This is a genomic window from Hallerella succinigenes (assembly GCF_002797675.1).
In the GTDB taxonomy this organism is placed as follows: domain Bacteria; phylum Fibrobacterota; class Fibrobacteria; order Fibrobacterales; family Fibrobacteraceae; genus Hallerella; species Hallerella succinigenes.
Genome location: NZ_PGEX01000001.1, coordinates 2,604,113 through 2,623,056, shown reverse-complemented (window position 1 = coordinate 2,623,056; position 18,944 = coordinate 2,604,113). Strand labels below are relative to the sequence as shown.

The 18,944-nt window shown below is 52.1% G+C and carries 14 protein-coding genes; 9 read left to right on the top strand and 5 right to left on the bottom strand.

All coding sequences use genetic code 11. The annotated features are described in order from the left end of the window. Window positions 1-5 precede the first annotated feature (5 nt). A complete protein-coding gene (locus tag BGX16_RS12175; protein ID WP_157798039.1) occupies window positions 6-1,115 on the top strand; it encodes a glycosyltransferase family 4 protein in 1,110 nt (369 codons plus the stop codon). 9 nt (window positions 1,116-1,124) lie between these two features. Here the strand turns inward: BGX16_RS12175 and BGX16_RS12170 are convergent, their stop codons facing one another. Genes BGX16_RS12170 through BGX16_RS12160 form a run of 3 tightly spaced genes read right to left on the bottom strand, consistent with a single transcriptional unit; the run spans window position 1,125 to window position 3,999 of the window. Then, window positions 1,125-2,006 carry a GDP-mannose 4,6-dehydratase gene (locus BGX16_RS12170; protein WP_100426283.1) on the bottom strand — a complete coding sequence of 294 codons (882 nt, stop codon included), beginning with the start codon at window positions 2,004-2,006 and terminating at the stop codon, window positions 1,125-1,127. Continuing rightward, window positions 2,006-3,025, bottom strand: coding sequence for a GDP-mannose 4,6-dehydratase (gene gmd / locus BGX16_RS12165; RefSeq protein ID WP_100426855.1), 1,020 nt, complete (start codon window positions 3,023-3,025; stop codon window positions 2,006-2,008). Before gmd ends, BGX16_RS12170 begins: the two co-directional genes overlap by 1 nt. 26 nt (window positions 3,026-3,051) lie before the next feature. Continuing rightward, on the bottom strand, window positions 3,052-3,999 hold the full coding sequence (locus BGX16_RS12160; protein WP_157798038.1) for a YfiM family lipoprotein: 948 nt from the start codon (window positions 3,997-3,999) through the stop codon (window positions 3,052-3,054). Window positions 4,000-4,573: 574 nt separating this feature from the next. Here BGX16_RS12160 and BGX16_RS12155 point away from each other — a divergent pair. After that, window positions 4,574-4,948, top strand: coding sequence for a P-loop NTPase family protein (locus tag BGX16_RS12155; RefSeq protein ID WP_100426281.1), 375 nt, complete (start codon window positions 4,574-4,576; stop codon window positions 4,946-4,948). 70 nt (window positions 4,949-5,018) lie between these two features. On the opposite strand, the gene BGX16_RS12150 is transcribed toward BGX16_RS12155, so the two are convergent. Next, window positions 5,019-6,065 (bottom strand): IS630 family transposase, encoded by a 1,047-nt coding sequence (locus BGX16_RS12150; RefSeq protein WP_073306514.1) that lies wholly within the window; start codon window positions 6,063-6,065, stop codon window positions 5,019-5,021. 62 nt (window positions 6,066-6,127) lie between these two features. Here BGX16_RS12150 and BGX16_RS12145 point away from each other — a divergent pair, with 62 nt between their 5' ends. Then, window positions 6,128-7,906 (top strand): 1-deoxy-D-xylulose-5-phosphate synthase, encoded by a 1,779-nt coding sequence (locus BGX16_RS12145; RefSeq protein WP_100426280.1) that lies wholly within the window; start codon window positions 6,128-6,130, stop codon window positions 7,904-7,906. Window positions 7,907-8,029: 123 nt separating this feature from the next. Here the strand turns inward: BGX16_RS12145 and fabF are convergent, their stop codons facing one another. Further along, window positions 8,030-9,265, bottom strand: a complete 1,236-nt coding sequence (gene fabF / locus BGX16_RS12140) for a beta-ketoacyl-ACP synthase II (RefSeq protein WP_100426279.1) — start codon at window positions 9,263-9,265, stop codon at window positions 8,030-8,032. A gap of 86 nt (window positions 9,266-9,351) precedes the next feature. On the opposite strand from fabF, the gene orn reads away from it, so the two are divergent. From orn to BGX16_RS12110, 6 genes are all read left to right on the top strand, one after another. Beyond that, entirely contained in the window at window positions 9,352-9,924 is a 573-nt protein-coding gene (gene orn, locus BGX16_RS12135; RefSeq protein ID WP_100426278.1) for an oligoribonuclease, read from the top strand. Window positions 9,925-9,929: 5 nt separating this feature from the next. Continuing rightward, on the top strand, window positions 9,930-11,180 hold the full coding sequence (locus BGX16_RS12130; RefSeq protein WP_100426277.1) for a penicillin-binding transpeptidase domain-containing protein: 1,251 nt from the start codon (window positions 9,930-9,932) through the stop codon (window positions 11,178-11,180). Then, window positions 11,177-12,049, top strand: coding sequence for a prolipoprotein diacylglyceryl transferase (gene lgt / locus BGX16_RS12125; RefSeq protein WP_100426276.1), 873 nt, complete (start codon window positions 11,177-11,179; stop codon window positions 12,047-12,049). Before BGX16_RS12130 ends, lgt begins: the two co-directional genes overlap by 4 nt. Window positions 12,050-12,268: 219 nt before the next feature. Then, window positions 12,269-16,705 (top strand): acyl-CoA dehydratase activase, encoded by a 4,437-nt coding sequence (locus BGX16_RS12120; protein ID WP_100426275.1) that lies wholly within the window; start codon window positions 12,269-12,271, stop codon window positions 16,703-16,705. 64 nt (window positions 16,706-16,769) lie between these two features. Beyond that, window positions 16,770-17,327 carry a hypothetical protein gene (locus BGX16_RS12115; protein WP_100426274.1) on the top strand — a complete coding sequence of 186 codons (558 nt, stop codon included), beginning with the start codon at window positions 16,770-16,772 and terminating at the stop codon, window positions 17,325-17,327. Between the two features lie 17 nt (window positions 17,328-17,344). Then, window positions 17,345-18,937, top strand: a complete 1,593-nt coding sequence (locus BGX16_RS12110) for an ABC-F family ATP-binding cassette domain-containing protein (RefSeq protein ID WP_100426273.1) — start codon at window positions 17,345-17,347, stop codon at window positions 18,935-18,937. The last annotated feature ends 7 nt before the right edge of the window (window positions 18,938-18,944 follow it).

The window sequence follows — 18,944 nt, the reverse complement described above, 5'->3', positions numbered from 1 at the left end:
TTTACGTGGCAAAGAAGAAAATTTTAGCGATTAACTGGCGAGACATCAAAAATCCGGAAGCGGGTGGCGCAGAACTTTACCATCACGAGATTTTTAAGCGGCTGAATGAACGCGATTACGAAGTCACATTCCTTTCTCACCGCGTCAAAGGGCTCCCGAACGAAGAATTCATCGATGGAGTTCGCACGGTCCGCATCGGCAACAAATTTCTGTTCAACTTCAGCGTGCACAGCTACGTCAAGAAACACTGCAAAGAATACGATCTCGTTGTCGAAAACTTGAACAAGATCCCATTCTTCACACCGACTTGTCTCAAGGGAACCAAGAGCCTCCACATGGTGATGCACTTTTTCCGCAAGTCCATCTTCCGCGAAACGGTCTTCCCTATCGCCCTGTACGTTTACTTAATGGAACGCGCTGTCGCGCTCTTCTACCGCAACCAGAACTTCCTCGCCATCTCCGAAAGCACCAAAGAAGAAATCGACGATATGGGCATTCGCTACAAGCAAATGTTTGTCGTGGAACCGGGCATCGACACGGAATATTTCCACCCGACCGAAGCCAAAGCAAATCCGCCTGTCATTTCTTACGTCGGCCGCTTGATGAAGTACAAAAACGCACAATTCGTCATCTCGGCCATGCCGCGCCTGAATGAACTCGTGCCGGGCATTCAGTTGCAGATCGCCGGCAGCGGAGACTTCCGTCCGGAACTCGAACAGATGGTGGAACAGCTCGGCGTCAAAGACTCCGTACAATTCCTCGGTCGCGTTTCCGAAGACGAAAAACGCAACCTTTTAAGCCGTTCTTCGCTCTTCATCAATCCGTCCTTGAAGGAAGGCTGGGGCATCAATAACATCGAAGCAAACCTCTGCGGCACCATTTCCCTTTCGAATAACGTCGCGGGCCTCAAGGATTCCGTCATCGACGGTGTCACTGGGCTTCTGTACGAAAACGATGACGTGGAAGGCTTCTGCCAAAAGGCAGCCTCCGTTCTGCACGACAAGGAACGTTTGGCTAAGCTCGAAGCGAATGCAAAAGAACGCGCCCTCGGCATGAGCTGGGACGCGATGACGGACAAAATGCAGAAGGCAGTCGAAGCCTGTCTGAATTCCTAACGTTTTGCATTAAGCGTTGCGGAAAGCGGAGAACATTTTTCGAATGGTCTCCCGAATGTCCGTGCCACGAAAGAACTTTTGCACACGGGAATTATCCGCGCAAAGGTACGGAATATCGACAGGGCGCATTTTTTCCGGATCCTGCACGACTTCGATCTGGACCTTTGCAAGGTCGATAATCATCTGCAGAAGTTCTCGCATGGAATGCGCCTTTCCCGATCCCACGTTGTAAACCGTGTAATCGTTTTCCGTTTCAAGAAGCATGCGGTAAACGTGCACCACATCTTCCACGTCCGAAAAATCGCGGAACGCGCTCAGGTTTCCAACGTAAATTTTTCCAGGCTTACCGCTCCGATCCATATCCGCGACCTGTTTGCAGAAGCTCGGCAGGGCAAAACTCAACAGCTGTCCCACGCCCGTGTGATTGAATGAGCGTGTGCAAACGATCTGCATTCCGAACTTTTTGCGGTAAAGGTTCGCAAAGTTTTCCTGTGCGACCTTCGTAATGCCGTAAGGATTGCTCGCTTCGAGCGCATCCGTTTCTTTTAACGGAGAATCCTTAGGAGCGTATTCTTCCGCACTGCCGATCAAAAGCGTTTTCGCCTTCGGGGCAAATTTCTGAATGGAATCGAGCAAGTGGAGCGAGCCCTTGATATTCACGTCCACGGTCATCAACGGATCTTTCCAGCTTTGACCGACAGAACTCACCGCGGCGAGATTCACCACGTAATCAGGGGCGGCGTCTCGTACTGTCTTTTCGACCTGTTCCAAATTCAGCAGGTTGAATTCCGGGAAATTCGCCTGGACCACGCTGTGCCCAGCGCTTTCAAGTTCGCGGACAAGATATCCGCCCACAAATCCCGTAGCGCCGACGACTAAAGTCCGCGGCATTAAATCTTTCCTTCAGCAAGAAGCTTCATGTCGCTTTCGACCATACGCTTCACCAAGTCCGCATAAGAGATCTTCGGTTCCCAGCCGAGAACCTTCTTCGCCTTCGACGCATCCCCGATCAACAGGTCGACTTCTGCCGGGCGGAAGAACTTCGGATTCACTTTCACAAGCACTCGGTCCGTTCCCTGGAGCGTCGCATATTCCTTTTCGCCTTCGCCGTGGAATTCCAGTTCCATGCCCGCAGCACGGAATGCAAGCGTCACAAAATCACGCACTGTGTGCGTTTCACCCGACGCAACCACATAATCGTCAGCCACGTCTTGCTGCAACATGAGCCACATCGCGCGGACGTAATCCGCCGAGTGTCCCCAGTCACGGCTCGCGTTCAAGTTTCCGAGTTCCACACATTCCTGCAATCCCGCCTTGATCTTCGCCACGGAAATCGTAATCTTGCGCGTCACGAATTCTGCACCGCGACGTTCGGATTCATGGTTAAAAAGAATGCCGGAGCAGGCGAACATGCCATAACTTTCGCGGTAATTCTTGATAATCCAATGGCCGTAAAGCTTTGAAACGCCATACGGGCTTCGCGGATAGAACGGAGTCGTTTCGTTCTGCGGAACCGCCTGAACCTTGCCGAACATTTCGCTTGTGCTCGCCTGATAGACGCGGGTTTCGGGCTTTACAAGACGCACTGCTTCAAGGAGCTTCGTCACACCGATCGCGTTGATGTCGGCAGTCGAAAGCGGGGTTTCCCAAGAAGTCGTCACAAAGGACTGCGCCGCGAGATTGTAAATTTCATCCGGCTTTGCAATTTCCATGGCGCGAAGAAGCGATGCGGAATCCGTCATATCGCCGAAAATGAATTCGACTTTGCCCTTCAAGTGTTCCGCATTGTTAAAATCCAGCTTGCTCTTGCGGCGAACAAGGCCGTAGACCTTGTAACCTTTTTCCAAAAGCAGTTCGGCCAAGTAAGAGCCGTCCTGGCCCGTAATTCCTGTAATCAGTGCGTTTTTCATAGCCATAAAATACAAACTTCAACGCCTTAGAACTTGATCGGGTACAGCAAATAGAACTTCACGTCCGGATAAACCTGAATGGTCGGAGCCGGAAGCTTGAAGTAATTGATCCAACGGACGAGATTACGCGCCCAACGTTTATGTGGTTGAAAAATCGCTTCAAAGTCGTAATCCAAAGCAATGTAAACTTCATATTTGCCCTTTTTATGCTGGAAAACGCCTTCATCAATACTTAAGCCCGCTGCAATCGCAAGCCACGACGGATAATACTTACGAGCGCCGTTCGGGAGCAACTTATGAACCTTCAACGAAAACCAAAATGTTTCATTACAATAGTCATCGGTAAAGACTCCCGTATCGCTCTGGCGGTAATAAGCCTTGGAATTAACCCAATAGCTCCATTTGAGATCAAAATACTGGAAAACCGGCACATAACGTTTTGCCATCGGATAAAGACCGCCGAGCGTTCCCGAAAGCACGTCAAAAATGCTAAAACCCCATTCTGGAGAATAACCATCCTTCACGTCAATTGCTACATGGGTAAGCATCGCCGAAACCGCGGCGGCAGCGTACGACTGAAACTCCGTAAGGCCTGACCAGTAATACCCCTGGTAAAAAATTTCCGCAATCGCAACGCCCGCTGCAAAATGTCCAAGCTTGTCTAAATTTTTCGCGTACTCAAAATCATTTTCAAAATGGAACTGCGAACCTTCTTCGTCCCACCAACCCTTCGCAAAGACAAGCCCATAAGCCGCACCGTAACTCGCCGCTGTCAACGCCACCATGCCACCGAACTTGAGCGGAGAAAAAACCTGCAAGGAATCCATCCCCGGATCTTCTTCACGGTACGAAAAATTCACATCTCGCCAGTGGACCGTATCCGCCGAAACTTGCGCTCCTGACACAGCCGTAGAATCCGCGCTTTCTGCAAAAGCGGCCCCGCAGCTGAACAGAATCAAAAAAATGGAAAGCATTTTTTTCATGCATCAACGATAGAAATTTCTGATTGCGATGCCCATCGCTTTTTCACCTTGTGCAGCATTGCCACGCCTATTTTCTACATTCGTGTTGTCACATAAAAGACTGCGGTATGAGAGTTACGAAATACTAGAGGGAGTCGCATTTCCAAAAATGGACTTGCACTTGTATGCATCCGGAAAAGATGGGTATATTTTTATGCTCACCGACGAAAAGCGTGTTAATTTGTACAACGATATTCATTGCCGGCCTTTGAAGCCCACAGGTTCCCCAGTTCAATTTTTTCGCGGCATCATCGAAGGATTCCAAGACGCGCTCAATGTATATCTTGATTTCCTGGTCGGGAATGGGGTACATTTTTCCGACAAGCCCCACTCACAATTCGGCGCATTTTTTGCGTTTGCTTTCGACATCCTTGAAATAAAAAGGGAAACTTCAAGGAAGATTCACTCTCCTATTTTATTATGTTCGTTAGGATGGGTATCTACGTCAATCCGAACAATGCAAATTTTCAAAGGAGCTTGAACAGTCCGCTCTAGGCGGACAGATGACGACATCATTCCGACTGCCATGCTCAAAAATGCCGACCTCGCTCCAGCAATAGCCCTTGCCTACCTCACCGGGATTCTGCTCGTCGTGCGCGACAAGGTGCAGCCCAAACTGAACGTGTTCAAGGAATTCACCATGGCGGGTTTCGGGCGGCTGGCGGAGTTCGTGGGATTCTCCGCCGAAGAGACGAAGGCTCTTGGCGACGAGCACAGCATTGATTTCGAGAAATGCAGACGCTGGTACGATGGTTACAACATTGACGGCATTGAAATCTACAATCCAGTCGTGGAAGCAGTGGACGAAGGCATCATCGAAAGTTGTAAGCTCGATTGGCGCACTGCGAGTCTCATGACCCGCGTAGAAAACAAAAATCGGTTACAGCTGTTTCCTTTTTAGCGTTTTATCTTGCCTTAAAGCTAACTCAAAGTCGTATATTATTGCTCCGGCGGATATATTTTTTACATAGTCATGCTGCATAAGAGACATGCTTGTCGCCAAAATACTTGATTACTCGTTCAGGGCTGTTGCTCACCATTTTCATGTGGGATTCCGCATGGGAGCGTAGCTTTTCGCGAGTCCGAGCCGGTGCGTTGGAAGATATTTCGTGTTTCAGGTCGGCATTAAGACGTTCGTCAGGATTCAGCTCGGGACTGTAGCTGGGCAGGTAGAATACGCTTATCTTGTCCGTGTTCGCTTCAAGCCATTCCTTTACCGGCTTGCTGTGGTGAACCCTCAGGTTGTCCATCACGAGAAACACTTTCTTCCCTTTCCCGTCTGCATACACATCCTTCACCAGAGCCGTCATGAAGTCGATGAGCTTCGTCGCGTCGAACGCCCCGTCAATCATCATCCAGTGGCACTTCCCGCGATTGTTCACCGCCGATATCATGGAAAAGCGCTCCCTGCATCCGGGAGCCTTCACGACCGGGGTCTGCCCGCAGGGGGCGTAGCTGCGGCCACGGACATCCGTGTTCACGATGGCGGTCTCGTCCGCCCAGTGGATTTCCGCATTCTCGCATACCGCATCGGCCTTTATTTTCGGGTATTCCTCTTCGAGCCACTTCTTCACCGCTTCGGGGTTTTGCTCGTACGCGCGGACAATCGGTTTTTGCGGGGTGAAGTTCCATCTTTTGAGGTAGTCGCCGACCGTTCTCTTGGCCAGCTTCACTCCAAATTTGCTGCGGACAAGCTCCGCAACCGCTTCGCGGGTCCAGAGGGCGAACTTGAACTTGAGCTGTTCGGGACGCTTGTCCCGGATTAGTTTCTGTATCTCGGATTCTTGATTGGCGGAAAGGAGCCTTTTTTCCCTTTCCTTGCGGCCCCTTGTCTTCGGCTTGAGCGCATTCATCCCGCCTTTCTCGTAAAGCGATAGAACTGCATCCACCATGGGGCGGCTCACGCCGCAGGTCTCTGCGATCTTGCTTTTCTTGAATCCCGCCTTCTTCATTTTTACGATTGTCTTCCGTTTTTCGAGAAGGCTCTGGACATTCTTTCTTGCATCATCTTTTTCCATGATGCAAATATAGTAAACTTTGCTTGTTTTGTAAAGTATTTATCTGCCTAATCTATAATAGCATGTACCAAGTATTAAACCAAATCCATTCCCCGGCAGACGTCAAAAAACTCAATCTGCAAGCCCTGACAACCCTCGCTAGCGACATCCGCGAAGCCCTGTTCAACCGACTGACCAAAATCGGCGGACACTGCGGTCCAAACCTAGGCTCCGTGGAGGCAGAAATCGCTCTGCACTACGTTTTTAACTCTCCCGTCGACAAGTTCGTCTTTGACGTTTCCCACCAGAGCTACACCCATAAAATGCTCACGGGCCGCAAGGCGGGTTACATCGACGATACGCGTTTTGGCGAAGATTCCGGATACACAAACCCGGATGAATCCGAGCACGACTTTTTTAACATCGGTCACACCTCGACCTCCATTTCGCTTGCCACGGGACTTGCTCGCGCCCGCGACCTGCTACACGGCAAAGAAAACATTATCGCATTCATCGGCGACGGCTCCTTGAGCGGCGGCGAAGCTCTCGAAGGCCTCGATTACGCAGGTTCGGAACTCGGTTCAAATTTGATCGTGATTGTAAACGATAACGAAATGGCAATTGCCGAAAACCATGGCGGCATTTACAAGAACCTAAAGGAACTCCGCGACACGAACGGCAAAGCGGAACACAACCTGTTCAAGGCTTTCGGGCTCGACTACGTGTACGAACCGAACGGCAACGACATTGCAAGCCTTGTGCGCGTTTTCGAATCTGTAAAAGATTCCTCGCACCCGGTGGTGGTGCACATCCACACGCAAAAGGGCAAGGGCTATACCCCCGCCGAAACCGACCAGGAAACCTGGCACTGGCACCCGCCTTTTGACCGAGCAACCGGCAAGGCGACCGTAAACTGGGGCGGCGGCGAAAGCTATGAAGACCTCACAAGCAACTATCTGGTGCAAAAGGCAAAGAGCGACCCGAAGGTGCTCGTGATTTCCCCAGCGATGCCGATGGCATTGGGCCTTGGCCCGGAAAAGCGGCAAATGATCGGACCCGTGCAGTACACCGACTGCGGCATTGCCGAAGAACAGGCGATCGCCATGGCATCGGGTGCAGCCAAGCGCGGTGCAAAGCCTGTGGTAATTACGAACGCGACTTTTTTGCAGCGTACCTACGACCAGATGGCGCAAGATACGGCTCTGAACAACAGCGCGATTGCGGTGATTTTAAACTTCTCCGCATTCAACACCATGACCGACGTGACGCACCTCGGCATTTACATCAATTCCATTTATGGCAATATTCCAAATGTGCGAGTGCTTGCGCCCACGAACAAAGCGGAATACATGGCGATGATGGAATATGCGATTGACCAGAACGACCACCCGACGATTGTGCTCGTTCCGGGGAATGGCGTGGTGAACGACAACCGCCCCGCCGACAAGGATTACGCACAAGTGAAGTTCCGCGTGGAAGAACAAGGCTCCAAGGTGGCGATCATGGCTCTTGGCGATTTTTACCAGCGCGGCGAAGCTTTGTCGCGCCAGGTCGAAAAGGAACTTGGCTTTAAGCCGACCCTCGTGAACCCGCGCTTTGCAAGCGACATCGACTGCGAAACCCTGGAAAGGTTAAAGGAAAATCACCAGCTGGTGGTGACCCTTGAAGACGGCATTGTGCAGGGCGGCTTTGGCGAAAAGATTGCCGCGTTCTACGGAGATAGCTCCATGAAGGTTCTGGTTTACGGGCTTGAAAAGAAGTTCTACGACCGCTACAACCCCGAGGAACTCCTCGCAAACCTCGGGATGACTACCGATGCGATGACCCAGAAGATTGCCACGACCCTCCGGGTCTCGCAATGACAATGAAACGAGCCTCGTAGTGGCATGTTGTCGAGTGTCATTGCGAGGGACTTTGTCCAGAAACAATCTCCTTAACAAAAAAAGACCCGCAACGCGGGTCTTTTTCATAATCCTAACCGAGAATTACTTCGCCTTGCCAAAAATCACAACGCTGTTGTGACCGCCAAATCCGAAGCTGTTGGACATCGCATAGTCGAACTTGTGATCGACAGAGCCGTCCTTGCAGACGTCGAGCTTAATCGCCGGATCCTGTTCTTCGATGTTGATGGAACCATGCACCTTCTGGTCGATGAGAGACTTGATGGTGATGATGCCTTCGATCGCGGAAGCAGCACCGAGCATGTGACCGATCATCCCCTTCGAAGAGTTGATCTTCAGGTTGGCCACGTCGCCCTTGTAAACGTCATAGATAGCGCCGCATTCTGCCACATCGCCGAGCGGAGTGGAAGTGCCGTGCGTGTTGATGTAGCCGACTTGCTGCGGTTCGAGCTTTGCATCGCGAAGAGCCGCTTCGATAGCGAGCTTCACACCTGCGCCGTCTTCACGCGGAGCGGTAATGTGGTGAGCGTCAGCGGAAAGGCCTACACCTGCAATTGTTGCTAAGATTTTTGCTCCGCGCTTTTCAGCGTGGCTGCGGCTTTCGAGAACCATGATAGCAGAACCTTCGCCGATAACGAAGCCATCGCGGTTCTTGTCGAACGGACGGGAAGCATGAGCCGGATCGTCGTTACGACGGGAAAGAGCATGCATGTTGGCAAAGCCAGCGAGAGCGACAGGCGTCACCGCTTCTTCGGTACCACCAGCAATCATTACGTCAGCGCGACCGAGACGGATTTGGTCTGCAGCGGCGATCAAAGCATGGTTGGAGGAAGCGCAAGCAGAGGTCGTCACAAAATTCGGACCCATGAAGCCGAGACGGATGGAGATTTCACCCGTTGCCATGTTCGTAATGGACATCGGAATGAAAAACGGAGACACGCGACGCGGGCCCTTTGTAGCAAGAGCTGCAGAACCATCATAATAGATGTCCATGCCACCCATACCGGAAGCGACGATTACGCCAGCACGGGTCTTGTCCACCTGTTCAAGATTCAAACCAGAATCCTTGACAGCGTTCAAGGCTGCATAGACCGCATAACGGATGTTACGAGAATAGCGCTTCTGGTCTCGGGCGTTAAAATTTTCGGAATCGTCAAAGTCCTTTACTTCCGAAGCAAAATGCACTTCGTAGGCAGACGTATCCATCTTTTCGATATTCGAGATGCCGCACTTACCGGCGAGAAGATTCGCCCAAAGCGTATCCGGATCATTACCGAGCGACGAAACGCAGCCCATACCAGTAACAACAACTTCTTCCATTTTATTCCTTTTGTTTTCAGGTGATCCACCCCGAAAGGTGGCTGGATTTCATTAATAACGGCATAAATTTATAAATTTCGTATTAAATGAGTATTCAAAATAGAACTGCACCGAATTTAGTTTGGATGGATCTCGAAATGTCGGGCCTAAATCCCGAACATGACGTCATCCTCGAAATCGCAACGATTGTCACAGACCCGAATTTAAAGATTTTGGGCGAAGGCCCCGTAATCGCCATCCACCAGCCGGAAAATGTCCTGAGTTCCATGGACGATTGGAACACAAGGCATCATACGCAGAGCGGACTGGTGGAGCGAGTCCGCCATTCCCAGTACGACCTCGCCTCCGCCGAAAAAGTGACCTTGGACTTCATCAAGCAGTTCACCGTCGGCCACGACAAGGACCACAGCGGCAACCTCCTTTGCGGAAATTCCATTACGCAGGACCGCAGGTTTCTGTACAAGTACATGCCGAAGATTTCAAGCTGGCTAAACTACCGTAACGTGGACGTATCCTCCATCAAGGAACTCGCCTTCCGCTGGTTCCCGGACCTGCCCGAATTCGAAAAACAGGAACGTCACCAAGCCCTTGACGACATACGCGAAAGCATCGCAGAGCTTGAATATTACAAGAAGACCATTTTCCATCTTGTTAAATAGAGAAGATGCTTGCCCAAAAGCCTCTACCCCCACTCATTCGACGTATCAACCGGGTTATTCTGATTGTTCTCGCCTTTTTGTGCGTTGTTCAATGTATCCGCTGCGCCCTGAGAGACAAAGACGAAGCGGACTCTTACAAAACCGACATTTCCGAAAACTCGGAAGCGGTCAAAGATTCCCTCCCCCAGCGCATCCTTCCCGACACGCTCGAACCGCAACATCTAGAACAAAACAACTTCCAGGCGTTCAACCTCGACCACGTGTACGCCCAAAAGGATACAGGTCTTGCCCACACCCTCGACACCTACTTAAGACGCTATCACCCAAGGAACGCCCTTTACCTCGTCGTGGATGCGAAAACGAATGAAATCCTCGCCTGGGGAGAACGCAAGGACAGCGTCATCCAAAGCACACCGGATTACCTTTCCCGCGCGACATTCCCCGCCGCAAGCCTCGCCAAGACGATTACGGTCGCCGCCGCTTTCGACTCGAAGCGCTATTCGACCAACACGGAAGTACCGATGATCGGCAGCGCCCACACGCTCTACAAGCGACAGCTGAAAGTCCCCGAAAATTACCGCGGACCGACCGTTCCGCTGCATCTCGCCTTTGCCAAATCTTACAATCCGCCCATCGCGCTCATCGGCATGAACGTTGGTGCAAGCCGTCTAAAAAAAGCGGCGAGCAAATTCGGATTTAACCGCAACTATCCGCAAGGCGTTCCAAACCGTAGCAACTACAATCCTCCGGATACAGGTTACGGACTTGCCGAAGTCGCCTGCGGCTTTACACAGGAAACCACGATTTCCCCCTTGCAGGCAGCAGCCATGATGCGCGCCGTCGTCACCCGAAAAGCCCTTGAAATTCCCTGGGAAAAAAACGGGGCCAAGGGTTTCGCACCGACAAAACCGCTCCATCTCGGAATCGAAAAATTCAGCGACAACGCCTACCTCGGGCTTCGAACAGCGCTGCATGCGACCGCGACCGAAGGCACGTCTAAAAAATACATGAGCTCGCGATTTATTTCCCGAAGCATCTATGACGACGTGGAAATCGGCGGAAAAACAGGCTCGCTCGACGGAAGTGACCCCGAAGGCCGCTACGACTGGTTCATGGGATTCGCCCAGAGCCGTTCCAATCCCGACAAGGCGATTGTCCTTGTCATTATGCAATCCCACGGCAAAATCCGGACACAAGCTTCGTCCATGATAGCATCACTCATCATCAACTATTGGGGAAAGAGAGAACTGAAATGACTCAAGCGACAGATTTGACATGGTGGAATCTTATCCCAACGCATTTTGACGGCATCGCACTCACGATTCCCGGTTTGAATTTCCCGGTGCATTGGTACGGGCTGATGTACCTGTTCGCCTTCTTCACCTGCTACATGATCATCTGGAAAACGAATGTCCGAGAGAACATCGGCATTCAAAAAGAACAGATGGACAGCTTTGTTACCTGGGTCATCGCAGGAATCCTGATCGGGGCGCGCCTCGGCTACGTACTCTTTTATAATCCGGCGCATTACATTGCAAACCCGCTTGAAATCATCACGCCTTTCCGCTACAGTGCAGAACACGGCTTTTACTTTGTCGGGATTTCGGGCATGTCGTATCACGGCGGACTTATCGGGGCGATTCTCTTTGGCATTCTCGGGATGCGAAAGAACAAACTTCCGGTTTGGGGAACCTTGAACCTCGGATTTCTCGCGGTACCGCTCGGCTACAGCTGGGGACGTTGGGGAAACTTTGTAAACGGTGAACTTTTCGGCGAAATCACGACAAGTCCTATCGGCATGATCTTTCCGGCGGCCGGAGATTTTCAGTTGCACCATCCGTCGCAGCTGTACGAAATGGTCTTCGAAGGGATCATCCTTTTTGGTATCCTCTTCTGGCTCAGCCATTACAAGCTTTTCAAAAAACAGATGTTTCCGCTTTACCTGATGGGCTATGGCATCTTCCGATTCTTCATTGAATTTTTCCGCCGACCGGACAACTTCCTCGGTCGCAACGATTTGATCGGAATGAGCCGAGGACAAACCCTTTGCCTTCTCATGGCCCTTGCGGGTTTGATCCTTTTCATTTGGGAATACAAAAGAGAACGCCGAGCTTTAAAAGAATAACGGTGCGCCACGAGCACCGTACTCACACAATCGTTTTTCTCCGGAAGGTTCCTGTTTTCCTGCACAACGCGACTTGTATCGGGAAGACTCTTTTCCTAGAAACATTGCCAAAGTTCTAGCCCCCGAGTTATTCAAGCCCGGAATAATCAAATGATGCAAGCGCCAAATATAACCGCCTGACTTTCGAATCCATGCCTTTTTTTCTAAATTTGGGGCACTATGAGCAATCAGAATAACGATTTGTGGGTTGGAGTCGACGTTGGATCGACTACTGTCAAAATCGCCGTTGTAGATCCGGCCACTGAAAAACTGCTTCACTTTACTTACGAGCGCCATAATGCAATGCAGGCGCAGAAAGTACACGATGTGCTGGCTACAGCCCACGGTTTGTTCCCCGATAAGAACTTCCGTGTCGCCTTCTGCGGATCGGGCGGTCAGCCCTTTGCCGAAGCGACGCACGCCTTCTTTGTGCAAGAAGTCGTGGCGAACGCTCTCGCCGTGAGAACAACCCATCCGGAATCCCGAGTCGCCATCGAACTGGGAGGTCAGGACGCCAAGGTCGTGTTCTTCGAAAAAGACAAAGGTTCGGGCAAACTCATTGCGAGCGACATGCGTATGAACGGTGTCTGTGCTGGCGGTACCGGAGCTTTCATCGACCAGGTCGCAGGACTCCTCCGCATTAAGACGGAACAGTTTGAATCCTACGCAGCTCGTGGTAAAAAGGTTTATGAAATTTCTGGCCGTTGCGGCGTGTTCGCCAAAACGGACATTCAGCCGCTTTTGAACAACGGCGTTTCCAAGGAAGACGTCGCCCTTTCGAGCTTCCACGCGATTGCAAAGCAGACGATCGGCGGCCTTGCCCAGGGTATGGAAATCAAGCCGCCTGTGATTTTCGAAGGCGGACCTTTGACGTTTAACCCGACGCTTGTGCGCGCCTTTAAAGAGCGCCTTGGTATCTCGGACGAACAGGCGATCCGCCCGGAACACTCCGAAGTGCTCGTCGCCTACGGCGCCGCGCTTTCCGTCGGCAGCATGTTCGGTGACAAGGACTGCGGTTACCGCCGCGACGGTTCTCTCGACATGCTCGTCCACTTCAACGAGAAGCGTCTCGCCGCCCGTACCGACAAAAACGAGCCGTTCTTCAAAAACGAAGCAGAATACGAGCTCTTTAAGCAGAAGCACAAGCTCGCCGACAAGAACTACCCGCAGCCGCTCCCCGGCTCCGAAATCAACGCATACCTCGGCATCGACGCCGGTTCGACGACTACAAAGTTTGTTCTGGTAAACGAAGAAGAAAAGGTCATCGACGGCTTCTACGCAAGTAACGAAGGCGAACCTCTCGCCGTGTTGAAGAAGGCTTTGAACGAACTCGCCGACCGCTATGAAGAATACGGTTGCAAACTGAATATTCTGGGCGTCGGCACGACCGGCTACGGAGAACAGCTCTTTGCCAAGGCCGTCCACGCGGACTACCATACGGTCGAAACCGTGGCTCACGCCAACGCGGCCCAGCACCTCTGCCCCGAAGTTTCCTTCATTCTCGACATCGGCGGTCAAGACATGAAGGCGATTTCCGTCCACGACGGCGTCGTCACCGGTATCATTCTGAACGAAGCCTGCTCCTCGGGATGCGGATCGTTCATCGAAACCTATGCGAAGTCCCTCGGCGTTCCGCTCGAAATGATTGCGAAGCTCGCCTTCGACGCCAAGAATCCGTCGCAGCTCGGTTCCCGTTGCACCGTGTTCATGAACAGTTCCATCATCACGGAACAGCGTGACGGTAAGCAGCCGGAAGACATCATTGCCGGCATCTGCCGCTCGATTATTCAAAACGTTTTCACGAAGGTGATCCGTATCCGCAACCTAGAAACCCTCGGCAAGCATGTCGTCGTCCAGGGCGGCACCTTCAAAAACGACGCTGTACTCCGCGCGTTCGAGCAGCAGACGGGCATCACCCCGATCCGTCCGGAACGCCCGGGCGAAATGGGTGCTATCGGCGTTGCCCTTCTCACCAAAAAATTCATGGAAGAGAAGAAGAAGGAAGATCCGGACCACAAAACTTCCTTCATCGGCCTCGAAGCCGCGCGCAATTTGAGCTGGGACAACAAGCCCGGCATGATCTGCCAATACTGCACAAACCACTGCTCCCGTACCATCGTCACCTTCAGCGACGGCCAGAGCTTTGTGACCGGCAACCGCTGCGAACGCGGCGAAGTGACAGCAAACCCGGACGATCCGGCAACAAAAAAGCTCATCGCCGAAATCACAAAGAAGATGATGGCCGTGCCGGACATGGTCAAACGCACAAACCAGCTTTTGGTGAAGGACTACGCCCCGGCAAAGCTCCTTCCGCAAACCGGCAAGACGATCGGTATTCCGCGCGTTCTCGACTTCTGGTCGAGCCTGCCGTTCTGGAAGGCATTTTTCACCTCTCTCGGCTACACGGTCGTCATCAGTAAGCAGAGCGATTACAAGCTCTTTGAACGTGGCCTACAGAGCATCGCGAGCGACACGATCTGCTTCCCGGCAAAGCTTGTCCACGGCCACGTTCTGGACCTCGTCGACAAGAAGGTCGATTCCATCTTCTTCCCGATGATGGTTGCCATGCCGAGCGATCACACAAAGTTTAAGAAGGCGACAGCCGTTTGCCCGGTTGTCCAAGGTTACCCGGACATCAGCCGCAATTCCGATGATCCGGAAGGCAACTACGGCATTCCGATGATCCAGCCGGTCTTCCACTGGACCGATACGGATCAGCGTAGAAAGCAGACCGTCGCCTACTTCCACGAATTCTGGGGCATCAAGAAGAGCATCCTCAAGAAGGCTGTGGAAGAAGGTGAAAAGGCTCTCGACACCTTCCGATCCACTCTTGCAGAAGAAGGCGAAAAGATCCTTTCCGACGTCCGCAAGAACGGTGAATTCGCCATCTGCCTCGCCGGTCGTCCGTATCACGCCGATACGCTCATCAACCACAACATTGCGCAGCACTTCACGAGCATGGGCATTCCTGTCCTTACGACGGAATCTCTCCCGGGAGTGTTCGACCAGGATCTCGACCACCACACGCGTATGGAAGTAAAGAACACGTTCCACATGCGAATGCTCGGTGCGGCAATGCTCGCCGGCAAGGATCCGTCTCTTGAACTCGTTCAGATCGTAAGCTTCGGTTGCGGTCATGACTCGGTCCTCACCGATGAAATGAACCGTATGCTGCATGAAGTTTCCATGAAGGAACTTCTGATGTTGAAGCTCGACGAAGGTGACGCCCGCGGCCCGGTCGGCATCCGCGTCAAGAGCTTTATCGAAACGGTTCGCGCCCGTCGCAAGGTTAAGTTCCCGCCGAAAACGGAAGGTCCGCTTTACCCGGCGAAGTTCCTCGAAGCCGACAAGAAGAAGCGCACAGTTCTCGTCCCAAACCTTTCCTATTCGTTCAGCATTCTCGCGACAGCGTACTTCCGCTCCCTCGGCTACAACGCGGTACAGCTCCCGCTCGGCGGTCCGGAAGCCTTCGCTCTCGGCAAAAAATACGTGCATAACGACATCTGCTTCCCGGCACAGGTGAACATCGGTGAAAACCTCCTGTGGATTCAGCAGCACCCGGAAATTCCGCATGACGAGCTTTGTGTCGGCCTTTCCAAAAACTGCGAAAACTGCCGTGCCGTTCAATATGCAACACTCGCCCGTAAGGCTTTGGACGAAATGGGATACGCAGACGTCCCGATCATCACGACCGGTAAGGATACCAAGGATATGCATCCGGGCTTTAAGCTTGGACTTCCGTTCCAGCTGCACATGCTCTGGGGCCTTACCACGATGGACTGCATCGAAACGATCTACCGTCGCAGCCGCCCGTATGAATTTCACGCAGGCGACACGCAGCGCGTTTACGATAAGTGGATGCCGAAGATCATGGAAGAAATCGCATACACGTCGAACAAGGATATCGCCTATCCGAAGAAAGCGCTCCGGATGCTCGACCAAGCGATTGAAGAATTCAACCAGATTGAAGTCGATACGAGCTACCGCAAACCGCGCGTCGCTCTACTCGGCGAAATTCTCATGAACTATCACGCCGGCGCAAACGGCCACATCGAAGAATACCTCATCAACAACGGCATGGAAGTTTACCTGCCGGGCATGACAGACTTCTTCCGCGTGGACGAAGTTGTCCGCCGTGAAAAGCTCAAGCGCGGCCTCATAGCAAAGCCGATCGAAAACTGGCTCATCGGCGGCATCACGGCAAAGATCTACTCGCATGCGGCGAAGACGATCCAGAAGCATTACAAGCGTTACAAGCTCTACGAGCATCACGCAGACTGCTACGAACTCGTCAAGCTCGTCGGCGACATCATCGATCCGACGTACAACACCGGTGAAGGTTGGCTGATTCCGGGCGAAATCCTTTACAACGCTCCGCACGGCATCAACAGCTTTATCATTGTGCAACCGTTTGCCTGCTTGGCAAACCACATTTCCGGCCGAGGACTCACCAAGGCTGTGAAGGCGAGATACCCGCACATCCAGGTGCTCTCTCTCGACTACGATCCGGATACAAGCTTTGCGAACATCGAAAACCGCTTGCAGATGCTCATCATCAACGCACGCGATCTCGAAAAATCGCACGGTGTACAGCCAGAAACTGCCGCAACCAAGTAAAAAACTTAAAGCGGTCCCAAGCGGGACCGCTTTTTGCACACAAAGTAACAATCGAAGGATTTCCATGACCGATCTGACAGCAAACGCTCCGTTCACAAAGCTCGCCAAGGAAAAAGGCGTTACCACCTGGGAAGCGCTCAAGGATTACGTGGCAAACCTTCCCTACGGCAGAACCTCGAATCCCAAAGACCTCTCTTTGGTTCTCCAGGAAGGGCGCGGAACCTGCAGCGGAAAACACGCGATCCTCGCCTGCATCGCAAAGGAAAATTCCATTCCCGACGTACATCTGATGGTGTCCGCATTCAAAATGAGCGCCGAAAGCACGCCCAAGGTCCAAGATGTGCTTGAACACTTTCACCTGGACTACATTCCGGAAGCGCACTGCTACTTAAAGGAAAACGGGAAGTTCGAAGATTACACGCGTCCAGGTAAGTTCATCGAAGATTTCGAAAATACGATTCTCGACACCAAAGAACTTACGGATCCCGAAAACGTCGCCGTGGAAAAAACCGCTTACCACAAGCAGTTCATAGAAAAATGGCTTGATGAAATGTTCCTCCCCTATTCGCCCGAAGAAATGTGGCGCATTCGCGAGGCTTGTATTATGAGTCTTTCGGAATAATTACTATCTTTGGCGCCATGCTCAATGTTTCTAATGTTAGTCTGCAGTATGGAAGCCGCGTGCTTTTCAAAGATGTCAACCTCTCTTTCCGCAAGGGTAATTGCTATGGAATTATCGGCGCAAACGGTGCCGGAAAGTCCACGTTCCTGAAGATCCTTTCCGGAGAACTCGAACCGAACACGGGAGACGTCACCCATGACGCGAACGAACGTCTTTCTGTTTTGAAGCAGGATCACTTCGCCTACGAAGAACATACCGTTCTCGACACGGTCATGATGGGCTACCCGGAACTTTACAAGATCGGCAAGCGCCGCGAAGAACTTTACGCCAAGCCGGAAATGACCGAAGACGAAGGCATGGAAGCCATCGAACTTGAAACCCAGTTCGGCGAAATGGGCGGCTATGAAGCGGAATCCTCCGCCGGCACGCTCCTCAAGGGCCTCGACATTCCAGAAGAATCCCACACGAAGCTGATGAAGGAACTCGACGCGAACGAAAAGATCCGCGTCCTCCTCGCCCAGGCCCTCTTTGGCAACCCGGACATTCTCCTGCTCGACGAACCGACGAACCACATGGACCTCGAATGCGTCAACTGGCTCGAAGATTATCTCGAACGCTTTGAAAACACCGTGATCGTCGTTTCGCACGACCGTCACTTCTTGAACCGTGTCTGCACGAACATCTGCGATATCGACTACGGCAAGATCAACATCTACGGTGGCAACTACGAATTCTGGTACGAAGCAAGCCAGCTCGCCCAGAAACAGCGCAAAGACCAGAACCGCCGCGCCGAAGAAAAGATTGCCGAACTCAAGGCGTTCATCCAGCGCTTCGCATCGAACGCTTCCAAGGCAAAGCAGGCCACTAGCCGTAAAAAGCTCCTTGACAAGATGACCGTCGACGAAATGCCGGCTTCGAGCCGTAAGTTCCCGTGGGTCAGCTTCAAGATGGACCGCGAACCGGGTAAGATCGTTCTCGAAGTCAAGGATTTAACGCTCGACGCAGGCGACGGTGTCAAGCTCGAACATTTGAACTTCTCCCTCGGCGGCGAAGACAAGGTCGCTCTCGTCGGTGAATACGGCACTCTCAAGACCGCATTCTTCGAAGCGATCCAGGATCCGGAAAACATCAAGTCCGGCAAGGTCAAGTGGGGCACGACCATTTCTTCGAGTTATTTCCCGAAGAACAATGACGCCTTCTTTGGCGAAGATCTTTCCCTCGTGGACTGGCTCCGTCAATTCAGCAAAGAACAGGACGAAACCTTTATCCGCGGATTCCTCGGCCGTATGCTCTTTACGGGCGAAGAAGCCCTGAAGTCGGCAAAGGTTCTTTCCGGCGGTGAAAAGGTGCGTTGCATGCTCAGCCGCATGATGCTTTCGAACTCGAACATGCTGATGCTCGACGAACCAACCGCCCATCTGGACCTCGAATCGATCACCGCTCTGAACAACGGCCTTGTCGCTTACAAAGGGCCGGTCATTTTCTGTACCGAAGACCATGAATTTGCCGAAACTTTGGCAAATCATATCCTCGAATTGACTCCTAACGGATATTTAGACCGTTCTATCAGCTTTGATGAATGGTTTGCTAACCGTAAGAAAAAGAAATAAACTATAT

Excerpts from the sequence above, each read along its gene's own strand:
- BGX16_RS12170 (WP_100426283.1), bottom strand. The coding sequence starts at position 2,006 with ATGCCGCGGACTTTAGTCGTCGGCGCTACGGGATTTGTGGGCGGATAT.
- gmd (WP_100426855.1), bottom strand. The coding sequence starts at position 3,025 with ATGAAAAACGCACTGATTACAGGAATTACGGGCCAGGACGGCTCTTAC.
- BGX16_RS12160 (WP_157798038.1), bottom strand. The coding sequence starts at position 3,999 with ATGCTTTCCATTTTTTTGATTCTGTTCAGCTGCGGGGCCGCTTTTGCA.
- BGX16_RS12155 (WP_100426281.1), top strand. The coding sequence starts at position 4,574 with ATGCTCAAAAATGCCGACCTCGCTCCAGCAATAGCCCTTGCCTACCTC.
- BGX16_RS12150 (WP_073306514.1), bottom strand. The coding sequence starts at position 6,065 with ATGGAAAAAGATGATGCAAGAAAGAATGTCCAGAGCCTTCTCGAAAAA.
- BGX16_RS12145 (WP_100426280.1), top strand. The coding sequence starts at position 6,128 with ATGTACCAAGTATTAAACCAAATCCATTCCCCGGCAGACGTCAAAAAA.
- fabF (WP_100426279.1), bottom strand. The coding sequence starts at position 9,265 with ATGGAAGAAGTTGTTGTTACTGGTATGGGCTGCGTTTCGTCGCTCGGT.
- orn (WP_100426278.1), top strand. The coding sequence starts at position 9,352 with ATGAGTATTCAAAATAGAACTGCACCGAATTTAGTTTGGATGGATCTC.
- BGX16_RS12130 (WP_100426277.1), top strand. The coding sequence starts at position 9,930 with ATGCTTGCCCAAAAGCCTCTACCCCCACTCATTCGACGTATCAACCGG.
- lgt (WP_100426276.1), top strand. The coding sequence starts at position 11,177 with ATGACTCAAGCGACAGATTTGACATGGTGGAATCTTATCCCAACGCAT.
- BGX16_RS12120 (WP_100426275.1), top strand. The coding sequence starts at position 12,269 with ATGAGCAATCAGAATAACGATTTGTGGGTTGGAGTCGACGTTGGATCG.
- BGX16_RS12115 (WP_100426274.1), top strand. The coding sequence starts at position 16,770 with ATGACCGATCTGACAGCAAACGCTCCGTTCACAAAGCTCGCCAAGGAA.
- BGX16_RS12110 (WP_100426273.1), top strand. The coding sequence starts at position 17,345 with ATGCTCAATGTTTCTAATGTTAGTCTGCAGTATGGAAGCCGCGTGCTT.